The sequence below is a fragment of the Pantoea endophytica genome, assembly GCF_002858935.1.
GTDB lineage: Bacteria > Pseudomonadota > Gammaproteobacteria > Enterobacterales > Enterobacteriaceae > Pantoea > Pantoea leporis.
In genome coordinates, this window is the sequence record NZ_PJRT01000005.1 from 113,614 (window position 1) to 133,298 (window position 19,685).

Annotated in this window: 22 protein-coding genes; 9 read left to right on the forward strand and 13 right to left on the reverse strand. The window is 55.4% G+C overall.

Annotated features, from left to right (window positions below; all coding sequences use genetic code 11):
• Nucleotides 1–233 precede the first annotated feature (233 nt).
• From PZBJ_RS03000 to PZBJ_RS03020, 5 genes are all read left to right on the forward strand, one after another.
• Complete coding sequence (locus PZBJ_RS03000) at nucleotides 234–1,247, forward strand: LacI family DNA-binding transcriptional regulator (RefSeq protein WP_101761124.1); 1,014 nt, start codon at nucleotides 234–236, stop codon at nucleotides 1,245–1,247.
• A gap of 17 nt (nucleotides 1,248–1,264) precedes the next feature.
• A complete protein-coding gene (locus tag PZBJ_RS03005; protein WP_101761125.1) occupies nucleotides 1,265–2,089 on the forward strand; it encodes a sugar phosphate isomerase/epimerase family protein in 825 nt (274 codons plus the stop codon).
• A 207-nt stretch (nucleotides 2,090–2,296) separates the two neighbouring features.
• A complete protein-coding gene (locus PZBJ_RS03010) occupies nucleotides 2,297–3,025 on the forward strand; it encodes a gluconate 2-dehydrogenase subunit 3 family protein (RefSeq protein WP_101761126.1) in 729 nt (242 codons plus the stop codon).
• Between the two features lie 18 nt (nucleotides 3,026–3,043).
• Nucleotides 3,044–4,813, forward strand: a complete 1,770-nt coding sequence (locus PZBJ_RS03015) for a GMC family oxidoreductase (protein ID WP_101761127.1) — start codon at nucleotides 3,044–3,046, stop codon at nucleotides 4,811–4,813.
• Between the two features lie 2 nt (nucleotides 4,814–4,815).
• Complete coding sequence (locus tag PZBJ_RS03020; RefSeq protein ID WP_101761128.1) at nucleotides 4,816–6,129, forward strand: cytochrome c; 1,314 nt, start codon at nucleotides 4,816–4,818, stop codon at nucleotides 6,127–6,129.
• A 110-nt stretch (nucleotides 6,130–6,239) separates the two neighbouring features.
• Here PZBJ_RS03020 and PZBJ_RS03025 read toward each other — a convergent pair whose 3' ends face one another.
• Together PZBJ_RS03025 and PZBJ_RS03030 are read right to left on the reverse strand one after the other, a co-directional pair.
• On the reverse strand, nucleotides 6,240–6,704 hold the full coding sequence (locus tag PZBJ_RS03025; RefSeq protein ID WP_101761129.1) for a heme-degrading domain-containing protein: 465 nt from the start codon (nucleotides 6,702–6,704) through the stop codon (nucleotides 6,240–6,242).
• A gap of 82 nt (nucleotides 6,705–6,786) precedes the next feature.
• On the reverse strand, nucleotides 6,787–7,137 hold the full coding sequence (locus PZBJ_RS03030; RefSeq protein WP_101761130.1) for a cupin domain-containing protein: 351 nt from the start codon (nucleotides 7,135–7,137) through the stop codon (nucleotides 6,787–6,789).
• A 145-nt stretch (nucleotides 7,138–7,282) separates the two neighbouring features.
• On the opposite strand from PZBJ_RS03030, the gene glsB reads away from it, so the two are divergent.
• Nucleotides 7,283–8,206, forward strand: a complete 924-nt coding sequence (gene glsB, locus PZBJ_RS03035; protein WP_101761131.1) for a glutaminase B — start codon at nucleotides 7,283–7,285, stop codon at nucleotides 8,204–8,206.
• A 9-nt stretch (nucleotides 8,207–8,215) separates the two neighbouring features.
• Here the strand turns inward: glsB and PZBJ_RS03040 are convergent, their stop codons facing one another.
• Both PZBJ_RS03040 and PZBJ_RS03045 read right to left on the reverse strand, forming a co-directional pair.
• Entirely contained in the window at nucleotides 8,216–8,593 is a 378-nt protein-coding gene (locus PZBJ_RS03040; protein ID WP_101761132.1) for a type II toxin-antitoxin system death-on-curing family toxin, read from the reverse strand.
• The gene (locus tag PZBJ_RS03045; RefSeq protein WP_101761133.1) at nucleotides 8,590–8,811 is read right to left on the reverse strand and encodes a type II toxin-antitoxin system Phd/YefM family antitoxin; all 222 of its coding nucleotides are present in this window, start codon (nucleotides 8,809–8,811) and stop codon (nucleotides 8,590–8,592) included. Before PZBJ_RS03045 ends, PZBJ_RS03040 begins: the two co-directional genes overlap by 4 nt.
• A 246-nt stretch (nucleotides 8,812–9,057) precedes the next feature.
• On the opposite strand from PZBJ_RS03045, the gene PZBJ_RS03050 reads away from it, so the two are divergent.
• Together PZBJ_RS03050 and PZBJ_RS03055 are read left to right on the forward strand one after the other, a co-directional pair.
• Complete coding sequence (locus PZBJ_RS03050; protein ID WP_101761134.1) at nucleotides 9,058–9,474, forward strand: DUF2946 domain-containing protein; 417 nt, start codon at nucleotides 9,058–9,060, stop codon at nucleotides 9,472–9,474.
• A 72-nt stretch (nucleotides 9,475–9,546) separates the two neighbouring features.
• Complete coding sequence (locus tag PZBJ_RS03055; RefSeq protein WP_101761135.1) at nucleotides 9,547–11,283, forward strand: DUF2534 family protein; 1,737 nt, start codon at nucleotides 9,547–9,549, stop codon at nucleotides 11,281–11,283.
• 80 nt (nucleotides 11,284–11,363) lie between these two features.
• Here the strand turns inward: PZBJ_RS03055 and ahr are convergent, their stop codons facing one another.
• On the reverse strand, nucleotides 11,364–12,380 hold the full coding sequence (gene ahr / locus PZBJ_RS03060; RefSeq protein ID WP_008108001.1) for an NADPH-dependent aldehyde reductase Ahr: 1,017 nt from the start codon (nucleotides 12,378–12,380) through the stop codon (nucleotides 11,364–11,366).
• A 122-nt stretch (nucleotides 12,381–12,502) separates the two neighbouring features.
• Entirely contained in the window at nucleotides 12,503–12,772 is a 270-nt protein-coding gene (locus PZBJ_RS03065) for a hypothetical protein (protein WP_101761136.1), read from the reverse strand.
• Between the two features lie 279 nt (nucleotides 12,773–13,051).
• Here PZBJ_RS03065 and PZBJ_RS03070 point away from each other — a divergent pair, with 279 nt between their 5' ends.
• Complete coding sequence (locus tag PZBJ_RS03070; protein WP_101761137.1) at nucleotides 13,052–13,612, forward strand: thioredoxin; 561 nt, start codon at nucleotides 13,052–13,054, stop codon at nucleotides 13,610–13,612.
• 232 nt (nucleotides 13,613–13,844) lie between these two features.
• Here PZBJ_RS03070 and PZBJ_RS03075 read toward each other — a convergent pair whose 3' ends face one another.
• From PZBJ_RS03075 to PZBJ_RS03105, 7 genes are all read right to left on the reverse strand, one after another.
• Nucleotides 13,845–14,318: a GlcG/HbpS family heme-binding protein gene (locus tag PZBJ_RS03075; protein WP_101761138.1), complete on the reverse strand. Its 474-nt coding sequence runs from the start codon at nucleotides 14,316–14,318 to the stop codon at nucleotides 13,845–13,847.
• An 86-nt stretch (nucleotides 14,319–14,404) separates the two neighbouring features.
• Nucleotides 14,405–15,016 (reverse strand): response regulator transcription factor, encoded by a 612-nt coding sequence (locus PZBJ_RS03080; protein ID WP_101761139.1) that lies wholly within the window; start codon nucleotides 15,014–15,016, stop codon nucleotides 14,405–14,407.
• A 4-nt stretch (nucleotides 15,017–15,020) separates the two neighbouring features.
• A complete protein-coding gene (locus tag PZBJ_RS03085; RefSeq protein ID WP_240632868.1) occupies nucleotides 15,021–16,328 on the reverse strand; it encodes a sensor histidine kinase in 1,308 nt (435 codons plus the stop codon).
• Between the two features lie 295 nt (nucleotides 16,329–16,623).
• Nucleotides 16,624–17,400, reverse strand: coding sequence for an ABC transporter ATP-binding protein (locus PZBJ_RS03090; protein ID WP_064741357.1), 777 nt, complete (start codon nucleotides 17,398–17,400; stop codon nucleotides 16,624–16,626).
• The gene (locus PZBJ_RS03095) at nucleotides 17,397–18,083 is read right to left on the reverse strand and encodes an ABC transporter permease (RefSeq protein ID WP_101761141.1); all 687 of its coding nucleotides are present in this window, start codon (nucleotides 18,081–18,083) and stop codon (nucleotides 17,397–17,399) included. The genes PZBJ_RS03090 and PZBJ_RS03095 overlap by 4 nt, the downstream gene beginning before the upstream one ends.
• 9 nt (nucleotides 18,084–18,092) lie before the next feature.
• Nucleotides 18,093–18,812: an ABC transporter permease gene (locus PZBJ_RS03100; RefSeq protein WP_101761142.1), complete on the reverse strand. Its 720-nt coding sequence runs from the start codon at nucleotides 18,810–18,812 to the stop codon at nucleotides 18,093–18,095.
• 12 nt (nucleotides 18,813–18,824) lie between these two features.
• Nucleotides 18,825–19,673, reverse strand: coding sequence for a transporter substrate-binding domain-containing protein (locus PZBJ_RS03105; protein WP_176970607.1), 849 nt, complete (start codon nucleotides 19,671–19,673; stop codon nucleotides 18,825–18,827).
• Nucleotides 19,674–19,685: the final 12 nt, after the last annotated feature.

Sequence of the window (19,685 nt, forward strand, 5' to 3'; positions counted from 1 at the left end):
TTAGTCAATCTGGCAAAGTGCAAATCAGCGAAATCGATCACAAAAAGTTAATGAAATGCACCCGATTGCAAAAAACGTTGCAATCGGGTGCAAAGATCAAACATAATCGCAACATCCTAAAAATAGGGTTATTTGTCGCGCTTTACGCCAATTGCGTGCGCTTAGGTGTTTATTTTCCGTTGGGTTTCACGTTCAATGCTGGGGGTCTCCGCTTTTTCCCCTATGCAGGTGCTATGAGTAAACCAACCGCAAAATCTCACAAAGCCACCGCCAGCGATGTGGCAAGACTGGCTGGCGTCTCGAAATGGACGGTATCGCGTGCCTTTACGCCCGGCGCGTCAATTTCCGAGAAAGCGCGCGAACGCGTAATCGCGATTGCCACCGAGCTGGGTTATCGCCCTAACCTGCTGGCCCGCAGCCTGTCGCAGAAGAAGACACAGATTATTGGCGTGGTGATCGACGAGCTGAAAAATCCGCACTCGATGCTGATGCTCGACACCGTCACCCGCCAGCTACAGCAGCGCGGCTACATGGCGCTGCTGCTGAATATTGGTAGCGGTGAAAACTACCGCGCGGTGCTGTCGCTGGCCGATCAGCTGCAGGTCGATGGCATGCTGTTTCTCGGCACGGTGCTGAGTGATGAGCTGGTCGCCGTGGCGCGTGAAATGCACCACATTCCGCTGGTGCAGGTGTGCCGTAACAATGACGAGCCGGATATTGAAGTGGTCAATATCGATGGCTTGCAGGCGGGCAAACAGCTGGGCGAACTGCTGCTGGCGCAAGGTTATACGCGCATCGGGTACATGATGGGCCCGGCCACCAGCAGCCATCACACGTTGCGTTTGGAAGGTCTGCAACTTGCGCTGAACCAAGCTGGCCTGGCGCTGGAAGTGCTGCTCACCGCCGGTGAATACGCCCGCGAACGCAGCTACGCGGCGTTGACTGAGTATCTCAACGCGCACGCGCCCGACCAGCGGGTTGAAGCGCTGTTTTGCGAAAACGATGTGCTGGCGCTCGGCGCGCTGGCGGCCTTGCGCGAAGGTGCAGGCAACAAATTCATGGCGGTGGTGGGTTTCGATGACATCGATGAAGCCAGCTTGCCCAACTGGCAGCTCACCACCTTCAGCCAGCGTATTGATTTGATCATCACTGAAGCCCTGAACCGGCTGATTGATGAACGTGCCACTCCGGGTGGCGTTTGGTCTCAGGGAGAATTGCGTATTCGACGCTCTCACCTGAAGCCGTAAGGTAACAAGGAGGAGAGATGAAGTTGTCGTTGCATGGCGTGTCTGTTTGGTACAGCAATGCCGTCACTCAGTTACGCATCGCCCATGAGACTGGCTTTAGCGGGCTGGAGATCCTGCCAGAACATCTGTATCGCTATCTGGATAACGGTGGCAGCTATGCTGCCTACCGCGATCTGATGGCGAAATACAGCGTCGATATTACCTGCATCAATGCGCTGAAACGTATTGGCCGCCATGAGCCGGAAGCGCGAGCTGAGCTGCTGCGCGAAGCGGAAAAAATCTGCCAGGCCGCGGTGGAACTGCGTTGTCCGGTGGTGCAAATCATGGCGCTGACCGAACTCGATCATCTTTCCGCCGCCGAGCGTGATGCCATCCTGCTGGAGAATATCTCCGCCATCGCCGATATCGGCGCACCACACGGCATTAAATTCCAGATTGAAGTCGTCGCCTTCACCGCGTTCAATTCGCTGCAACACGCGCTGGATCTGATTAAACAGAGCGGCAAAGACAATCTTGGCGTGGTGGTGGATTTCTGGCACCTGCATGCCGGCGGCGGCACCACGCCTGCTGAAGTGGCGCGCATGGATAAAGATCTGATTTACGGCGTGCATTTCTGCGATGGCCGCGCGGCCAAGCCGGGTGAAGCCTGGGATGAGTGGGTACAGCGCGACTACGCACCAGGCCAGGGCGATGTGGATATTGCCGCCTGGGTGGCGGCGGTAAAAGCTACCGGCTACGACGGCGTTTGGTCACCGGAATTATTAAGCCCGCAAAACTGGGAAGACGATTTATGGGATATTTCCCGTCACTGCTATGAAGATATGAATAAATATATTCATTAACATAAAGGGAGCCCGATAAACGGGTTTCCCGTAAATACGGTCACCATAAATGGCGACCGTATATTTACCCTACCTCTGAAAAAACAATAACGAACGCAGATTCGTCGCTAGCGCCTGCGCGCTATTTGCGCACGGTCATTGCGTCTGAAATATCTGAACGTCGTGCTCTGTCAATATTCATCTATTGAAGTTTAAGGGATAAAAAGTATGAACCGAAGAGAAGCGCTCTTTTCGCTCAGTGGAATTGTGGCATCCCTCGCCGTCGCGCCGCAGCTGCGGGCGAAAGAGCTGCACAATGTCCCGCTGGAAACCCAACTCAGCACCGATCACCTGCCGCAACCGGCATGGCAAGACGGTTATCAGGTGCTCACCAATCCGCTGGATCGCCTGAATCTGGCAGCCATTTTTGACCGCCTAATCCCCGCCGATGACCTTGGCCCTTCCGCCAGTGAAGCGGGCGCGATTGAATTCCTCGATAACCAGTTAGCCGGTGATTATGGCTCTGGCGCGGCGCTCTATTTGCAGGCGCCGCTGCATCCGGAAAATGAAGCGGCATTGATGGGCAGCCCGCAATTTCTTACCCCGCCAAAAGCGCGCTACTTAACCGGTTTAGCCGCGCTGGAAAAGTGGGCGCAGCAACAGCATCAGGCTTCATTACATACCTTATCAGCTGAACAGATCGATACATTCCTGACAGCAATGGAAGACGGCAAGATCGATTTAGGAAAAGACGTGAATAGCCAGGCGCTGTTTGAATTAATGCTGCAAAACGCGCGCGAAAGCTATTTAGCGGATCCGATTTATGGCGGAAATAAAAATATGGTGGGTTGGAAGATGATCGGTTTTCCCGGCGCACGCTATGACTATCGCCCTTATATCGAACGCCGCAACGAAAATCTGGCGCTTATTCCCGTCAGCCTCATTCCTAACGATTAAATAGCCGGAGCTGAGTCAATGTCATTAGTTAGAAATAAAGCTGACGTGGTCATCGTCGGCTTAGGTTGGGCCGGTTCGGTAATGGCGGAAGAGCTTACCCGCGCGGGACTTAACGTGGTCGCCATTGAACGCGGTGCCTGGCGCGATACTTCGACCGATTTCCCGGTCGCCATTGATGCCGATGAACTGCGTTTCCACACGCGCCGCAAAATCCTGCAGCCGATGAGCGTGGAAACCACCACCTTCCGCAACCGCAGCGATCAGCTAGCAGCGCCGGTGCGTAACTGGTCAGCGTTTCAGTTTGGCTGGAACGTTGGCGGTGCAGGCACGCACTGGGCCGGCATGTCATGGCGCTTTACGCCGTGGGATTTTGAAGTGGCGAAGCAAACCCGCGAACGTTACGGCGCGAAAAAGATGCAGGGTTTGCAGCTGCAGGATTGGGGCGTGACCTACGACGAAATGGCGCCGTTCTACGATCGCTTCGAGCGTATTGCGGGCACTTCCGGTATCGCGGGCAATCTCAACGGCCAGCCACAAAAAGGCGGCAATATCTTCGAAGGCCCACGTTCGCGCGACTATCCAACCCCGCCGCTGAAAGATACGCACTGGATGAGCAAGTATCGCAAAACCACCGAAAGCATGGGGTATCACCCGTTCACGGTGCCGGCCGGTAATCTGTCGCAAGCTTATGTCAATCCGCTCGGCGTCAGCATGGGTCCGTGCACCTATTGCGGCTTCTGCGACTTCCACGGCTGCGGCAACTTCTCCAAGTCATCGCCGCAAGCGTGCATTCTGCCGGTACTGATGCGACGTCCAAATTTCACGCTGCTGACCGAAACCGAGGTGTTGCACGCCGTAAAGCATGACGACGGTAAAACGGTGAAAGGTGTGAAATTTATCACCCAGGATGGCGTGGAGGGCTTCCAGCCGGCGGATATCGTCTGCATCACCGCTTATCAGATGGATAACGTGCGTCTGATGCTGCTCTCCGGCGTGGGTGAACAATACGATCCGCTGACCGGTCGCGGCACCATTGGCCGTAACTACAACTATCAAACCTGCTCCAGCGTCACCGGCTTCTTCGATAACGAATTTATGAACCCGTTCATCGGCGGCGGCGCATTGGCGGTGCAGATTGATGACTTCAACGGCGATAACTTCGACCACAGCGATCTCGATTTCATCGGCGGCGCGGGCATCATGGGCTTCTCCACCAACGGTCGTCCAATTCAGAACATGAACGGCCTGCGTCCCGGCACCAAACGCTGGGGCAGCGAGTGGAAAGCGGGCTACAAGCGCGATTACCAAACCGCCGGTACCATCTTCTGTCAGGGCACCTCGATGCCGATGCGCGAAGCCTATCTCGATCTCGATCCCAACTACAAAGATCGTCACGGCCAGCCGCTGATCCGCACCACATTCGACTGGAACCAGAACGATGTGCGCATGGCGAAATTCGTTACCGATCGCGCCATCGACATCATGAAAGAGACCGGCGGCCAGCATATCGTGGTGGATAACCAGGCGGAGAAGAGCTGGAATCCGTACCAGCAGCACAGCTCGCACACCATTGGTGGCGCGGTGATGGGCAGCGATCCCAGCACCTCCGCACTCAATCCCTATCTGCAAAGCTGGGATGCGCACAACCTGTTTGTGGTCGGCGCATCCGCCTTCCCGAACAACGGTGGTTATAACCCGACCATCACCATTGGTGCGCTGGCGGTGCGTGCTGCGCAGGCGATCCACCAGAAGTACATCCATAATCCGGCACCGCTGGTGGGGGCGTAATCATGGCGAAAGCAAAGAAGATAACTTATACGCTCGCCGCATTGGCGGTGATTGCGGGCATCGCGGCGTCGGGCCGTTTGTGGGTGGTGTTAGACAGCGCGCGCTCAAACGTTGCCGACGACAACGTGCAGTTGGCCGATTTCCACAGCAATGACGATGCCGCTATTAAACGCGGTGAGTACGTGATGCGCCTCGCCGACTGTGCCGCCTGTCACAATGCGGACTTCTCCGGCGGCTACACAATCGATACGCCTTTTGGCGCGCTGCAAACCTCGAACATTTCACCAGACAGTGAAACCGGCATCGGCAACATGACCGAGCGCGATTTCTTTAACGCGGTGCGTCAGGGACGCGGCGAACACGGCTTCCTCTATCCGGCGATGCCGTACACCGCTTATACACAGATGAGCGATGATGATATGCACGATCTTTGGGCCTATTTTTCGGCACAAAAACCGGTGCACAACGCCATCGATGAAAATGCGGGCATGAATTTCCCCTACAACATTCGCCTGGCAATGGCTGGCTGGAACCTGTTGTTCTTCGATAACAACGCGTTCAAGCCGCAAACCGCGCAGAATGATGAGTGGAATCGCGGTAAGTATATTGTTGATGGTCCGGCGCACTGTAGCGTTTGTCACACCGCGCGCAACGCGCTGGGCGGCGAAATCAGTAGCCACTATCTGCAAGGTGGCAATCTGGGAAGCTGGTACGCGCCGGATATCTCGCCGAATCCTCATGCTGGCATTGGCAAATGGAGCGACGCGCAGATCGCTGACTACCTGAAAACCGGTTCGAACGGTGCAAGCGTGGCGGCGGGTCCAATGGCCGAAGCGGTCGAGCACTCGACGCAGTATTTTAACGATCGTGATTTGCACGCTATCGCCACTTATCTGCGCAGCTTACCGGCTTCTTCCACGCCGCAAGCCGCCGGATTCGTGATGGATAAAACGCGTCACGATCGGGCCGCACTGCGCTATGAAGTGGATTGCTCGGCTTGTCACGGGTTGTCGGGTGAAGGTATCACCGGCATGGTGCCCGCCTTTGCGGGCAATGGCGCGATGCAGAACGATCCCACCAACATGATCCACGCACTGCTGGACGGTGCCCGCGCGCCGCACACCGCAGGCCGCCCAACGTCCGCAGGCATGCCGGCATTCTCCTGGAAGCTTAACGATCAGGAGATGGCAGATGTACTGAACTACGTGAGGAATTCGTGGGGTAATCAGGCTACCGAGGTGAAAGCCAGCCAGGTCGCCGATCTGCGCAAAGCCACCGGCGCAGGCGCTAAGCTGAAAGTACCGGTGATGAAATAGCGTTTCTTCACCGAGCTTCTGGTTACCTTTCAGAGTCGTTGCTGGTCGCTAACCAGCAACACTTTCAGGATACAAGGGTTGCCATTTATGGCGACCTTTTTATCGATGCCTCAACGCAGCAGCTGAGTAATCCCCCACAGCGCTAACGCATGATCGTCTGCAGACGGTAAACCGCTGATGGTGACTGCACCAATAATCGCGCCCTGAGCAGTGAGCAGCGGGAAAGAACCACCGTGATCGGTGTAATCTTCCTGGCGGATATTGCGCTGCTGCGCCATACGCTCGCCCTTCTGTTCATTCAAAAGCCCCACATACATCGAAGAGTGGCCGGTCAACAGCACGGTATTACGCTTACGACGCATCCATTCCAGATTTTCTGGGGCGGATCCTGGCAACGCCGCCAGAAACAGCACCTGACCAAACGCATTGACTTCAATAGCCACAGGCGCATTGTCTTCACGCGCGCGCTGCTGGATGCTTTGGCCGATTTGCCACGCTAAATCGAAATCAAACTGCGGTAAACGATGCTCGGCTTCCTGCTGCTGCAAGGTTTCTAAGGACGGCAGCGATGACATGATAGAATCCTCTCAATTTGAAATAAATTTTCCATATTTTATATCATGGAATGAATTTTTCGCATGTGATGAGGTTCTCACTTCAGATTGTGCTAACCGGAATCGCACCGTAATGCACCGCGAGCCACACCGTTGGGCCCTTTCTGTCGGTCCAGTTGACGCGATGGCGGCAGCCAGCTGGGATCTCGACAAAATCACCGACCTGCATGTGACGCTCCTGCGTTTCCCCTTCCAGCTGCAATCCTGCCGATCCTTGTAACACCAGCACCCATTCCCCTTGCGTCTGGCAGTACCAGAAATCGGGCGGACTGGCTTGTCCGGTAGAAACGATGCGTTCAATATGCAGATTGGGCTGCGTCAGCAGCGCTTCAAACGTCTCTGCGTTGCCGTTCTGTGCGGCGGCGGGGAAATCGCGAAACAGGTTAGTTATCATCGCGCGGGCTCGACATTTAATGAAATCAGCCCGCACTGTAACGCAGGCTTCACCCAGAAGGCTCACAGAATTTTGCGCCGCCGATTGACGCGCTGCGCGCTAATCACCATCATCCTGGCCAATATTGGTTACACGGAGTGTGAAGGTGTCGGAACTCAGTAATGCATTGCTAGAAGAGATTGTCAGCGAAGTTCGTCCGCTCACCCAGCAGGGAAAGGTGGCGGATTACATTCCGGCGCTGGCCGACGTGGATGCCGATCAGCTCGGCATCGCCATTTGCACGCCCGACGGACGCTGTTTTCAGGCGGGCGATGCCGCGACGCGCTTCTCCATTCAATCGATCTCCAAAGTGCTGTCGCTCAGCGTGGCGCTTACCTTGTATGAAGAGGGTGAAATCTGGCAACGCGTCGGCAAAGAGCCGTCGGGACAGGCATTTAACTCGCTGGTGCAGCTGGAGCTGGAACAGGGCAAACCGCGTAATCCGTTTATCAATGCCGGTGCGTTGGTGATGTGCGATCTGCTGGAAAGCCGCCTGACAGCACCACGCCAGCGCATGCTGGAAATTGTGCGCCGTCTGGCGCAGCAAAATGACATCCATTACGACCGCGTCGTCGCGCGCTCCGAATACGAACATTCGGCGCGCAACGCTGCCATCGCCTGGCTGATGAAATCCTTCGGCAACTTCCATAACGATGTCAGCAAAGTGATGGAAACCTATTTTCACTACTGCTCGCTGGCGATGAGTTGCGAAGAACTGGCGCGCACCTTTCTCTATCTCGCCAATCATGGCCGCACGCAGGATGATGAATCGGCGGTGATCTCACCGCGCCAGGCACGTCAGGTGAACGCGCTGATGATGACCAGCGGCATGTACGATGGTGCCGGGGAATTCGCCTGGCGCGTGGGCATGCCGGCGAAGTCGGGCGTCGGCGGCGGCATTGTTGCGGTGATCCCCGGTGACATGAGTATCGCCGTCTGGTCGCCGGCGCTGGATCATTCGGGCAACTCTTTAGCGGGCACCGCAATGCTGGAGAAACTTACCGAGCGATTGGGAAGATCGATTTTTTAGACAATGTGGTTAGTGCGATCCGAAGAATGCGCGCAATTGGTTTGCCAGATAAGGCACTCCGGCTTCGCCAGTTGCTGCCATGACCGTCAATTCGACTAATTCAGGCCGGTCATGTACGCGTATTCCATTACGCTTTAAAAACAACATGGTTACGTTAAGCGAGGTTCTCTTATTCGCATCGGCAGAAATATACCCGCGTGAGATTGCCACCCACAAGGTTGCTGTAAGCTCAAAAATATCCTGAATCCCTTCGTAATATTCACGATTAATAACGCGGGCAACAATAGCTTCTGCTCTTCCGGGATCGGGCATTCCTGCAACACCGGCATAACGCTTTAAAAGGTAATCGTGAAGTGCGATAACCTCCACAGCAGAAACGTGAATCATCTATCTGTTAACGCTTTATTAGATGCATCAAACTCACCCATTAACTCTGCGAATTCAGCATCCAGTACGGCTTTTCGATACGCCTCGAAACTGGCTTTGCTGATGACAACCGCTGAGTCACCGCTGCGTCGAGTAATTTCAACGGCCTCGCCTGCAATCGCCTGGTCCAAATCCTGAGATAAATTCTCTCTGGCGCTGGTATAAGTAAACTTGTTCATAATACCTCCAACATGTACAGGTGAAAGGTACTTCTCTTGACCTTTGTCATCAATGGTATTTTCCTGACGCGATATTATGTTTCCGCTCTGTTTTTATCAGGTTGCATTAACGTTAACAGCCGCATCTCTTTAAGTGACTATTTTCAAAAGGTGCGAATTTTTTCTTAAATAGCCTCTATTTTTTAACCCATCAACGTCAATCGCGTTACACTTCCGCCTCATTTACGGAATCATCCACTAGCAACCATGACGTTTACACACCACTTCCGCCAGCGTTTGACTGCCTGCGTCGCCATTGTGGCGGTGCTGCTGCTGTTCGTTGCGCCGATTGTGTCGAAAACGTTGATGGAGCGTCAAAGCCAGCTGCTGGCGATGCCGCAGCACAGCATGATGGATAGCTCAATGAGCCATCATGAAATGATGATGGCGGATATGCCGATGCCCGGCATGAGCCATCACATGATGGACGACGGCGAGTTTGCCTGCGGCTATTGTGATCTGCTGGTGCATGTCCCGCTCCTGATGTGGGTGTTTATTCCGTTTATCTGGCTGATCATGGTGATCTCGCGCGCCCCGCCGCTGCCCCACGTGGTTGCGCCGATTGTGCGTCGCGTTAGCAGCATTCATCGTCCGCGCGCCCCGCCTGCACCGCTTTCCTACTGACCTCATTTATTGCAGCGCACGCTCAGCCTGAGCGATGTGCTAAGACAATTTCTTTTTGGAAGGAAGACGGCTTTGTCTGCTGCTCACTCTGCAGCACCGCGCGGCGCGGTGCTTAATTTGCTACGTCGCTTACATTTTTATATTGGTCTGTTTGTCGCCCCGTTCATCTTTGTTGCGGCGCTCAGCGGCACGCTTTATGTGTTGACGCCCCAGCTGGAAAACCTGATTTATGCCGATGCGCTAACCGCTGAACCTCAAGGCAACGCGCAGCCGCTGTCGGCACAAATCAGCGCAGCCCGTGCCTATGCGGGCGAAAATCAGCACATCTACGCCGTGCGTCCTGCGCCGGGCACAACGGATACCACGCGCGTGCAGTTCAGCGACGCCACGCTCGGTGCATCACTGTCGCGCGCGGTGTTTATTGATCCCTACAGCCTGAAAGTGAAAGGCGATATGCCGGTTTACGGCACCAGCGGTGTGTTGCCGCTGCGCACCACCATCGACTTACTGCACAGCAGCCTGCTGCTAGGCGATTTCGGTCGTAACTACAGCGAACTGGCGGCGTCCTGGCTGTGGGTGGCCGCTCTCGGCGGCGTGGTGCTGTGGCTGGGAACGCGTCCGAAACGTAAGCTGAAGCAACCGCGCAGCGGTTTCGCCTTCAGCCGCCACTGGCACATTACGCTCGGTCTGACGCTGGCGATCGGTTTGGTGTTCTTCTCGGTGACCGGCCTGACGTGGTCGCAGTGGGCGGGCGGCAATATCGATCGCATGCGTACCGAACTGAACTGGCTGACGCCACAGGTGAATACCTCGCTCAACAGCGATGCGCCTGCTGCACCGGCCAATCCGCACGCCGATCACATGCCGGAAAGAGATATGCGGGGCATGAGTATGCCGATGTCGTCGATGACCAAACCAACGGCAGCGCCCGCCAAACCGGCGCGCAATAACGCCGCTGATGCCGACTGGGATCGCGTGCTAAATGCGGCGCGTCAGGATGGACTGAGCGCGGCGAAGCTCGAACTGCGTCAGCCGAAAAGCGCAGATAACGCGTGGGCGGTGACGGAGATCGATCGCAGCTGGCCTACGCGAGTTGATGCGGTGTCAGTGAATCCGCATGATTTCAGCGTGGTGGATCACGTCTACTTTGCCCGTTTCCCGCTGGTGGCGAAGCTGACGCGCTGGGGCGTGGATGCGCATATGGGCGTGCTGTTTGGTTTACCCAATCAGCTGCTGCTGGCGTTCTTTGGCCTAGGTTTATGCAGCATGATCGTGTTCGGTTATCGCATGTGGTGGATTCGTCGGCCAAAAGATGTCGACGCGAATCCGGCACAGACCCTAACCGAAACCTGGATGGCGTTACCGCATTACGCCAAAGTCGCCTGGTTAATGGTGGCGCTGGCGCTGGGTTATGCGCTGCCGGTGATGGGCGCGAGTTTGCTGGCGTTCCTGCTGCTGGACATCCTGCGCTGGCGCAAACAGCAACGCGCACCGCTCGATGAAGCCGCGCTGTTGGCTTCACAGCAATCTCCGCTGGGCATTATTCGCGCGCGATTTGCCGTGAAGCGTAAAGAGATGCGCTACTTCCTGCGCGGTTTGTTTATCCTGGCGCTGATTGTCGGCACGGTGATGAGCAATGCGATTATCGGCGGCGTTATCGATCAATATGGCATTCCGTTCAGCCATTGGTCGCTGACCATGTACATCACGCAGGGCTTTATGATTGCGTTGTACACCACGGTATTTACCGCGCTGACGTCGATTCCGCTGTGGTATTTCTTCCTCGGCGAAAAGGATGATCGGGGATAAGTGCGTGGAGTTTAACGGTGCGCAGGAATGCGCACCGTACGGCCTGAGATCGCCATTTATGGCGATCTGGTCATTGAGATTTAAAAATCGGCTTTCAACACTACGCGGTAATTGGCTTTGCCCGCGCGTACGTGATCCAGCGCTTCATTGATTTTAGACATCGGGAACTCTTCCACCTGCGGTGCGATATCCGCACGCGACGCCAGTTTCATCAGTGAACGCAGCTGGCCTGGCGAACCGGTAGAGGAACCGGTCACCGCGCGATCGCCCATAATCAGGCTGAACGCTGGCACTTCGAACGGCTTCATCACTGCGCCGACGGTGTGGAATTTACCGTGCGGAGCCAGCGCCTGGAAGTACGGTGCCCAGTCAAGATCCACCGCTACCGTGCTGATGATCAAATCAAACTGACCGGCCAGCGCATTCAGCGCCTGCGGGTCGCGGCTGTTCACCACGCGGTCCGCACCCATCGCTTTAATTGACTCGGTTTTGCTGGCGTTGGAGCTGAATGCCGTCACTTCCGCACCCATTGCACGCAGCAATTTAATCGCCATGTGGCCCAGGCCGCCGATGCCGATCACGCCGACGCGGCTGGTGGCGGTGACATGATGCATCAACAGCGGTTTGAACACGGTGATGCCGCCACACAGCAGCGGACCCGCCGAGGTGTAATCCATCGCTTCTGGCAGCGGGATCACCCATTGCCAGTCGGCGCGCAGATGGCTGGCAAAACCGCCTTTGTTCATGATGGTTGGCACCGAACCGTTCTCACAGTTAACGTGCTCGCCATTGATACAGGCATTACAGTGCTGGCAGCTTTTCGCCGTCCAGCCGATGCCCACGCGCTGGCCCACTTTCAAGCCTTTATTCTGCGCCGCATCGCCTAACGCGCTGATGCGACCAATCACTTCGTGGCCGGCAATCACCGGGAACGAGGAGATGCCCCACTCGTTATCAATCATCGACAAATCTGAGTGACAAACACCGCAGTAATCGACCTCAACCTGCACCTCTTCAGCAGCCAGTTCACCGGCTTCATACTCATGAGGCACCAGCGCTTCACCCGCGTTCAAGGCGGCATAACTTTTGATTTTCATTACTGTCCTCTGTATCCACGTTTTTGACAGGGCAAGTCTAGCAGAGCGTGTTTCCCGCTCTTGACCATTAATCCGTCACTTAGCCGCTTTAACGCGATTAAACCGCCGAAAAGCATCAAGGGTTAAAGCGGATCGTGATTAAGCGGCGTGCGGTACGCTACGCGCGCCTCTTCAATCAGTTGGCTGGCGGTCACCGTGGGCGGCAAGCGCGTCAGCACTTTGCTCGCTTGCCAGTAACACAACACCATAAGTTCATCGGATTCGCTTTCCGCCATCTCCAGCAGCCGCTCGCGCAAAGTGGGAACGTCCAGCGTTTGGTGTTCATCCATTAACTCGGCAATGGTTTCATTAAGAACCTGATGAATGATTTTCCAGGAGAGATTGGCAAACACATTGAACCTCGATGCTCTTAACGTTTGGCTCCAGGCAAATGAATCAAAAATGCTACAAGTAAGAAGATTGAAACAGGATTAACTATAGCCGCTTATTTTCTGTGCAAGGCGGTTGCAGGCTGAGTTTCTTGTAGCTCGCGGATCTATAAAACGATTTTCCTTTCGCCACATTTGCAGCAATCGAATGGCTTTGTAACAAAAAAGCACAAGCCCACGCTGGCTGTTCGCGCCGCGCTTTGCCAAAGTAAGACAACTTTATCGCTGCAACAGGGAATGACCATGAGCCAATCCACCGCATTACACGCCGATCCGCTGGTTTGGGGCCACGGCCCGAAAGTGTTTGAGGTATTTCTGGAACCCACCTGCCCGTTCTCCGTGCGCGCATTCAACAAGCTGGACGCGTTGCTGCAACGGGTGGGCGAAGAGAAGATGACATTAAAAATTCGTTTGCAATCACAGCCGTGGCATATGTATTCCGGCGTGATTGTGCGCTACATCCTTGCCGCCTCGACCTTGCCGGAGGGCAAAGCAGCCGCCAAAAAGGTGCTGCAAGCGGTGGCGGATCATCGTGAAGAGTTCGAGTTTACCGATCACAGCCACGGCCCGAATATGGATGCCACGCCGAATCAGATCCTTGATCGTCTGGAGCAATACAGCGGCGTTAACGCGCGCGAACCTTTTCTGCGTGCCGAGCTGCAGAATGAGATCAAATGGCACAGCAAATACTCGCGGCAAAACGGTATCCACGTTTCACCAACCTTCATCACCAATGGTTTGGTGCAGCTGGATATCGGCAGCGGCGACGAGATTGAATCCTGGGCGAAACGCATCCTCGCTTAACGCCTTTGGCCCGTTGCGGCGGGCCTTTAGTATGATTTCGCGATAGATTTTCGCTTGCACTGCTTGCCTTAACTCCGACAATCGCTATCTGTCTAATTATGCTGTCACAGGCACGCGATCGGGCACGGTTGCTTGTCGAACTGCTGCTGTTTACCTCGCCGATGCCGCTAGTCTGTTTTGCACTGTCGCGCCGTAACTAACCAGGTCGCCATCAATGGCGACCTGGTGCGTATTACTGAATGACTTTCAACGCATCCACCGCGCAGGCTTCATCCAAATGGCCGCCCGGTGCGCCGCCGATGCCGATTGCGCCAATCACCTGGTCGCCGCTTTTCACCGGCACACCGCCCGCCAGCAGCAGGAAGCCTGGAATATCACGCATGTTCTGCGCACCAGCATTATTCTGTGCGGCTTCCATCACTTTACCGCTTGGGTTTTTGGTGCTCAGCGCGGTATAGGCTTTCATCTGGCTGGCTTCAACGGTGTGCGGACCGGCGTTATCCATGCGCTGCACCGCTTTCACCAAACCAGCACGATCCACCACGGTCACCGTGACGTTGTAGTTTTTCGCCGCACACGATTGAACCGCGGCGCTCGCCAGCTTCTGTGCGTCAGCAAGGGACAGGTTGGATTCGGTTAATGCAGCGTGGCTGCCGAAGGATACCAGGGCCGCCGCAGCGGCAATCAGAGAAAGGCGGATGTTCATGTGTCACTCCTGTTTGATAGTGAGTGACACTGTAAAGCGCGGCGGGCAAAAGAAATATTCGGGCGATTACCCGTTCGGCCAGGTAGTTATACCTGGTTCAACTGCTGCCAGGCGTGAATCAACTGTGCGAGATTATTGAGTTCCAGCTTGGCAAACACCGCCGCGCGATGCGCTTCCACGGTGCGCGGTGATAGCGATAAATCACGCGCGATCTCTTTGCTGGTTTGCCCGGCAATCATCAACTGCATCACTTCACTTTCACGCGCCGATAACAGCGCAAACCGCGCCTGCAAACCCTGCTGCGACTGCCAGCGATCGGCACGCTGCTCACTTTCGCTGAATGCCAGATGAATGGTCTCCAACAGCGGTTCTATCTCCAGCGGCTTGGTGTAAAACTCAAATGCGCCCTGACGAAATGCGCGACGACAGGCATCAATGGTGCCGTGACCGGTCATGATGATCACCGGCAGCAGCGGATGGCGATCGCCCTGCTCCGCCAGCCAACTCAGACCGCTAATGCCCGGCATGCGCACATCCAACAGCAAACAGCCGCGCAGCGGTTGTTGCGCCTGCGTAGCCGCTTCAAATGTGGCCAAATCGGCAAAATCGACCACGTCGTAATCCAGCGTTTTAAGCAGAAAACCGAGCGATTCACGCACGGATAAATCATCATCCACTAACCAAACCTTTGCGACCATTCCGTTACTCCGCCAGTTGGAAAATTAAGGTAATCTCCGCGCCGCCTGCAGCGCGATTTGCCAGCCGCAGCTGGCCGTTCATGCGTAACATCAAGCTCTCGACCAGCGTCATGCCTAATCCCATGCTATTGGCGCGCGAGCTGTAAAACGGCATGCAAGCCTGCGCTAATCCTTCCGCCGAGAAGCCGGGACCATTATCGCTAATGATGATTTTGATGCCGTGAGGAATAGGTTCAGATGCCATGTTCACCCATGCATCGGGACGTCCTTGCTGCATGTGAATGGCGTTCTGCAACAGGTTATGGAACACCTGTTCCAGCCATTGGGGATCGCTCAATACTTTTGCCTGACCGTGCTGCCACTGCTGACGCAGCGTGACATCGCCATCATCCAGTTCCTGTTGCAGCAGCACCGTCACGCGCCGCCAGATGGCTTCCGGATTCACGGCGGTCATCGCCACCGGACGTTCGCTCACGATGTCGCGAAAGCGTTGCAGCAACGCCGCGAGGCGCTCGGTTTGCAGGTTCATCGCGTTGAGTGCCTGCGGCAGATTCTCGTACTTGCCCTGTTTCAGCAGCAGCTCACTGCTGTGCAGCCAGGTGTTGATGGCTGTCAGCGGCTGATTAATTTCATGAATGATGCCAGCGGTAAACTCGCCCAATGCTTCACGTCGCGTCCGCTGGAAATAGTCCGCGCGCAGGCGCATCTCCACGTGCTGACGCCAGTGACGCAGCAGCCACCAGCCCAAACCGCCAATTACCAGCCACACCAGCAGCGCCAGCATAAATGGCAGCGCATGCAGCGCACGCCAGTCGGGATTGGCGCTGCCTTTCAGCAAGAATGGCTGATAGTGATTGATGAACGGCCGCTGCCATTGCCAGCGCGCGGTGTCCGAATAGTTCACCGTTTGCATGGCGGGCGGTGCGTGGATATGAAAAGCCAGCGCCAGCGCCACATCCGAGGTTTGCAGGGCAAAATGCAAATCGATCAGCATGCGAATCTGGCGGTAAGGATTGTAGAGCCAATAGCGACCACCGCTCACTTCTTCAAAACGCGGCGCGGTTAACGGACGATTTACGGTGTGTTCCAACAGGACAAGCTGGGGGAATTTGCTCTGCAAAGAGGCGAGTTCCTCATCGCCATTCAGCAGCGGCAACAGCGTTTCATTCTGCGTTTGATAGGCGGCGAGACGATTAAACTGCTGATTAAATTGCGCCTCGCCGACACGCTGCTGCTGCAAAATTTGATCGGTAAATAACGCTATCAAGGTAATCAGCGTTAACAGCAGCCAGACCAGCCAATACCTTTTCATCCATGGTCGGTAAGTGTGCGGCATAGAGTTCCGTGGTTATGCAGTAAAGAAGTACTCCAGTAAAGGAGGCCTGACTAAAGTCAAACGTTTTAACCCGCACCGTAGAGGGATTCAACGACTTTTCCCGGTCGTCGCGTGTTTTCAGAAGTGTGCCTGGCGCGTGATTGCTGCTATCCGGACCACCCGTTGCTAGAGCAATGGCTTCAATTAGGAAGAAATTTAGGTAAAACATGAGACGCAGAAGAAATGCACCAGCTCACTCTCGTTGCTGGTGCGAAGGGAAATGAAACTGTTGTTAACTATTGCGCTGTAAGTGACTACTCACAAATGCGCGACAGCGCGCGGAAAGGGGATCGCTGAACACCTGCTGCGGCGAACCGGCTTCCTCAATCTTGCCCTGATGCAGGAACACCGCTTTGTTCGAGACATCGCGTGCAAAGCCCATTTCGTGTGTGACGATGATCATGGTGCGCCCCTCTTCCGCCAGGCTACGAATCACGCGCAACACTTCGCCTACCAGCTCAGGATCAAGCGCGGAGGTTGGCTCATCAAACAGAATGGCTTTCGGCTGCTGCGCCAGCGCACGGGCAATCGCCACGCGCTGTTGCTGACCACCCGAAAGCTGCGATGGCCACGCGTTACGCTTCTCGTACAATCCCACTTTTTGCAGCAGCGCTTCGGCCTCTTCAATCGCCTCTTTACTGCTGCGCTTCTGCACATGAATTGGCGCTTCGATGATGTTCTGCAGTACGGTTTTGTGTGGCCACAGGTTGAAACCCTGGAAGACAAAACCGAGCTGCATACGCATCAGCTTGATACGGCGCTGCTGCTCGCGGCTCAGCTTCTCATCGGGATTATCGATAGTGACCACTTCGTCACCCACCGCGATTTCCCCGCCCTGCGGCACTTCTAAAAATGGAATGCAGCGCAATAAGGTACTTTTGCCAGAGCCGCTGGCACCAATCAGCGAAATCACGTCACCATCCTGCGCCGTCAGGCTAATATCGTGCAGCACTTCGTGCCCGCTATAACTTTTTCTGAGATGACTCAGTGCGATAGTGGGTTTACTCATGGACGTGCTCCAACGTGATAAGGGGACAAACGGCGCTCCAGCAGCGCCACCGCTTTACTCACCAGCACGGTCAGTAGCAGATAGATAATCGCCGCGCTGATAAACACCTCCAGCGCGCGAAAGGTCTCAGAGACGATTGAATCAGCAATGCCGGTCATCTCCATCAAACTGATGGTGCTGACCAGCGAGGTCGATTTAATCATCGAGATAATTTCATTGCTGTAAGCCGGTAATGCCTGACGCACCGCCAGCGGCAGCGTGATACGGCGCAGCGTGGTGAAGCGCGACATGCCGCTCACTTTGGCGGCTTCCAGTGACTGAACGCTCACCGCGTTAAGCCCGCCGCGCAGAATCTCGGAAGTGTAAGCCGCATCGTTAAGAATTAATGCAATCAAACCGCACCAATAAGGATCGCGCAGCAGCGGCCACATCACGCTTTCGCGCACCGCCGGCAAGCTACCAAGGCCGTAATAGATCATGAAGATCTGAATCAGCAGCGGCGTGCCGCGAAACACCCAGACATAAAAGCGCGTAACGTAGCTACCAAAGCGGTTCTGCCGCAGTAGATTGAGCAGCAGCGCCAATACGCCGCCGCCCAACAGTGACAGCAGCGCCAGATTCAGCGTCAGCGGCAGGCCGCGCAGCAGTGCAGCTAAGGTGTGCTGCAGGAAAGTGACATCCATCGTGGCTCCTTACAACCGCGCGCGTTGTTGCCCGCGCATGGCCACTTTTTCCACATAGCGGAAAACAAAATCGGAACAGGTGGTGATGATCAAATAGATCACCGCGCCAACGCTGTAGAAGAAGAACGGCATTTGCGTCGAGTTGGAGGCGGTGGAGATCTGGTTCATGGTTTCCACCAAACCGGTGACCGAAACCAGCGCCGACTCCTTGATCACCGATTGCCACTGATTGCCCATGCCCGGCAGCGCGGTTTTCAGCGCCTGCGGCACAATCATGCGGCGGAACAGCATCAAACGGCCCATGCCCGTAACCGTTGCGGCTTCCAGCGTCCCTTTCGGGATTGCGTAGAACGCACCGCGGAACACGCTACTTTGATATGCGCCGGAGATGAGGCCAATGGCAATCGCGCCGGCGACAAAGCCATTCACGTCGAACGGACCTTGCAAGCCGAGACTTTCCCCGACAAACGACACCACCTGACGTCCACCAAAATAGAACAGGTAGATCACCAGCAGCTCCGGCACACCACGAAACAGCGTGATGTAGCCGTTGGCGAGCCGCTGCTGCCAGCGGCCGCCAGCAATCTGCATCCAACACAGCAGGCTGCCAAGAATTGCGCCCAGCAGCCATGCACACAATGAAACGGTGACCGTTACCGTGGCGGCGTTAAGCAACACGCCGCCCCAACCTTCGTCACCAAAACCTAAGATTTGCCAATCAATAGCCATAAGCGCCTGGAATTACTCTTTAGGTGCGACGTTTTCGCCGAACCATTTTTCAGACAGCTGCTTCAGCGTGCCATCTTTGATCATGGAATTTAACGCCGAATCCAGCGCCGCTTTCAGCTCCGGATTGTTTTTCTGAATCGCGATAGCGGAACCCTGGCCCAACACGCCGCCCGAGAAACCGTAACCAGTGCTGTTCACCGTATCCGCATGCTTTTTCACATAGGCATTCAGGTTAGTGCGTGATGCCATTACCGCATCAACGCGGCCATTCAGCAGATCGGCGAAGGTTTCCGGGCCGGCCTGATACGTGCGAATCGTCGCCACATCCGCCAGATATTTGTTGAGGAAGTCCGCCTGAATGGTGGCAACCTGTACCGCGATGGTTTTGCCTTTGAATTTGGCTTTCAGTGCATCAATAGATTTGGTCATCGCGGCTTCGTCATCCGCCAGCACCACTTCGCCATTGCCTGGCAAAGTATCAACCGCGCTGCCCTTCAGGGTGACGAAACCTGAAACACTGACGGTGTACTGGCGGGAGAAATCTACCACTTCTTCACGCTTCGGCGTGACAGTCACGGCATCGATTACCGCGTCATATTTGCCGTCGACTAAACCCGGAATCATACCGGACCATTTCTGTGCCACGATTTCGTATTTGAAACCGGCTCGTTTAGCGATTTCAGCCACCATATCCGGCTCATAACCGACGATTTTGCCGTTCGGCGTAGATTGGTTAAATGGCGGATAAGCGGCTTCGGTGGCGAATTTCAGCGTGCCAAAATCTTTTGCCTGCACCAGAGCGGAAGAGGCAAGCAGCAGCATGCCCACAGAAGCGGTAAACAGTCCTTTACGCATCATCATAAAACCTCGAAG

What these genes read in the sequence shown, in the direction of transcription:
- PZBJ_RS03000 (WP_101761124.1), top strand. Translation starts at nt 234, where the DNA reads ATGAGTAAACCAACCGCAAAATCTCACAAAGCCACCGCCAGCGATGTG.
- PZBJ_RS03005 (WP_101761125.1), top strand. Translation starts at nt 1,265, where the DNA reads ATGAAGTTGTCGTTGCATGGCGTGTCTGTTTGGTACAGCAATGCCGTC.
- PZBJ_RS03010 (WP_101761126.1), top strand. Translation starts at nt 2,297, where the DNA reads ATGAACCGAAGAGAAGCGCTCTTTTCGCTCAGTGGAATTGTGGCATCC.
- PZBJ_RS03015 (WP_101761127.1), top strand. Translation starts at nt 3,044, where the DNA reads ATGTCATTAGTTAGAAATAAAGCTGACGTGGTCATCGTCGGCTTAGGT.
- PZBJ_RS03020 (WP_101761128.1), top strand. Translation starts at nt 4,816, where the DNA reads ATGGCGAAAGCAAAGAAGATAACTTATACGCTCGCCGCATTGGCGGTG.
- PZBJ_RS03025 (WP_101761129.1), bottom strand. Translation starts at nt 6,704, where the DNA reads ATGTCATCGCTGCCGTCCTTAGAAACCTTGCAGCAGCAGGAAGCCGAG.
- PZBJ_RS03030 (WP_101761130.1), bottom strand. Translation starts at nt 7,137, where the DNA reads ATGATAACTAACCTGTTTCGCGATTTCCCCGCCGCCGCACAGAACGGC.
- PZBJ_RS03040 (WP_101761132.1), bottom strand. Translation starts at nt 8,593, where the DNA reads ATGATTCACGTTTCTGCTGTGGAGGTTATCGCACTTCACGATTACCTT.
- PZBJ_RS03045 (WP_101761133.1), bottom strand. Translation starts at nt 8,811, where the DNA reads ATGAACAAGTTTACTTATACCAGCGCCAGAGAGAATTTATCTCAGGAT.
- PZBJ_RS03050 (WP_101761134.1), top strand. Translation starts at nt 9,058, where the DNA reads ATGACGTTTACACACCACTTCCGCCAGCGTTTGACTGCCTGCGTCGCC.
- ahr (WP_008108001.1), bottom strand. Translation starts at nt 12,380, where the DNA reads ATGAAAATCAAAAGTTATGCCGCCTTGAACGCGGGTGAAGCGCTGGTG.
- PZBJ_RS03070 (WP_101761137.1), top strand. Translation starts at nt 13,052, where the DNA reads ATGAGCCAATCCACCGCATTACACGCCGATCCGCTGGTTTGGGGCCAC.
- PZBJ_RS03075 (WP_101761138.1), bottom strand. Translation starts at nt 14,318, where the DNA reads ATGAACATCCGCCTTTCTCTGATTGCCGCTGCGGCGGCCCTGGTATCC.
- PZBJ_RS03080 (WP_101761139.1), bottom strand. Translation starts at nt 15,016, where the DNA reads ATGGTCGCAAAGGTTTGGTTAGTGGATGATGATTTATCCGTGCGTGAA.
- PZBJ_RS03085 (WP_240632868.1), bottom strand. Translation starts at nt 16,328, where the DNA reads ATGAAAAGGTATTGGCTGGTCTGGCTGCTGTTAACGCTGATTACCTTG.
- PZBJ_RS03090 (WP_064741357.1), bottom strand. Translation starts at nt 17,400, where the DNA reads ATGAGTAAACCCACTATCGCACTGAGTCATCTCAGAAAAAGTTATAGC.
- PZBJ_RS03095 (WP_101761141.1), bottom strand. Translation starts at nt 18,083, where the DNA reads ATGGATGTCACTTTCCTGCAGCACACCTTAGCTGCACTGCTGCGCGGC.
- PZBJ_RS03100 (WP_101761142.1), bottom strand. Translation starts at nt 18,812, where the DNA reads ATGGCTATTGATTGGCAAATCTTAGGTTTTGGTGACGAAGGTTGGGGC.
- PZBJ_RS03105 (WP_176970607.1), bottom strand. Translation starts at nt 19,673, where the DNA reads ATGATGATGCGTAAAGGACTGTTTACCGCTTCTGTGGGCATGCTGCTG.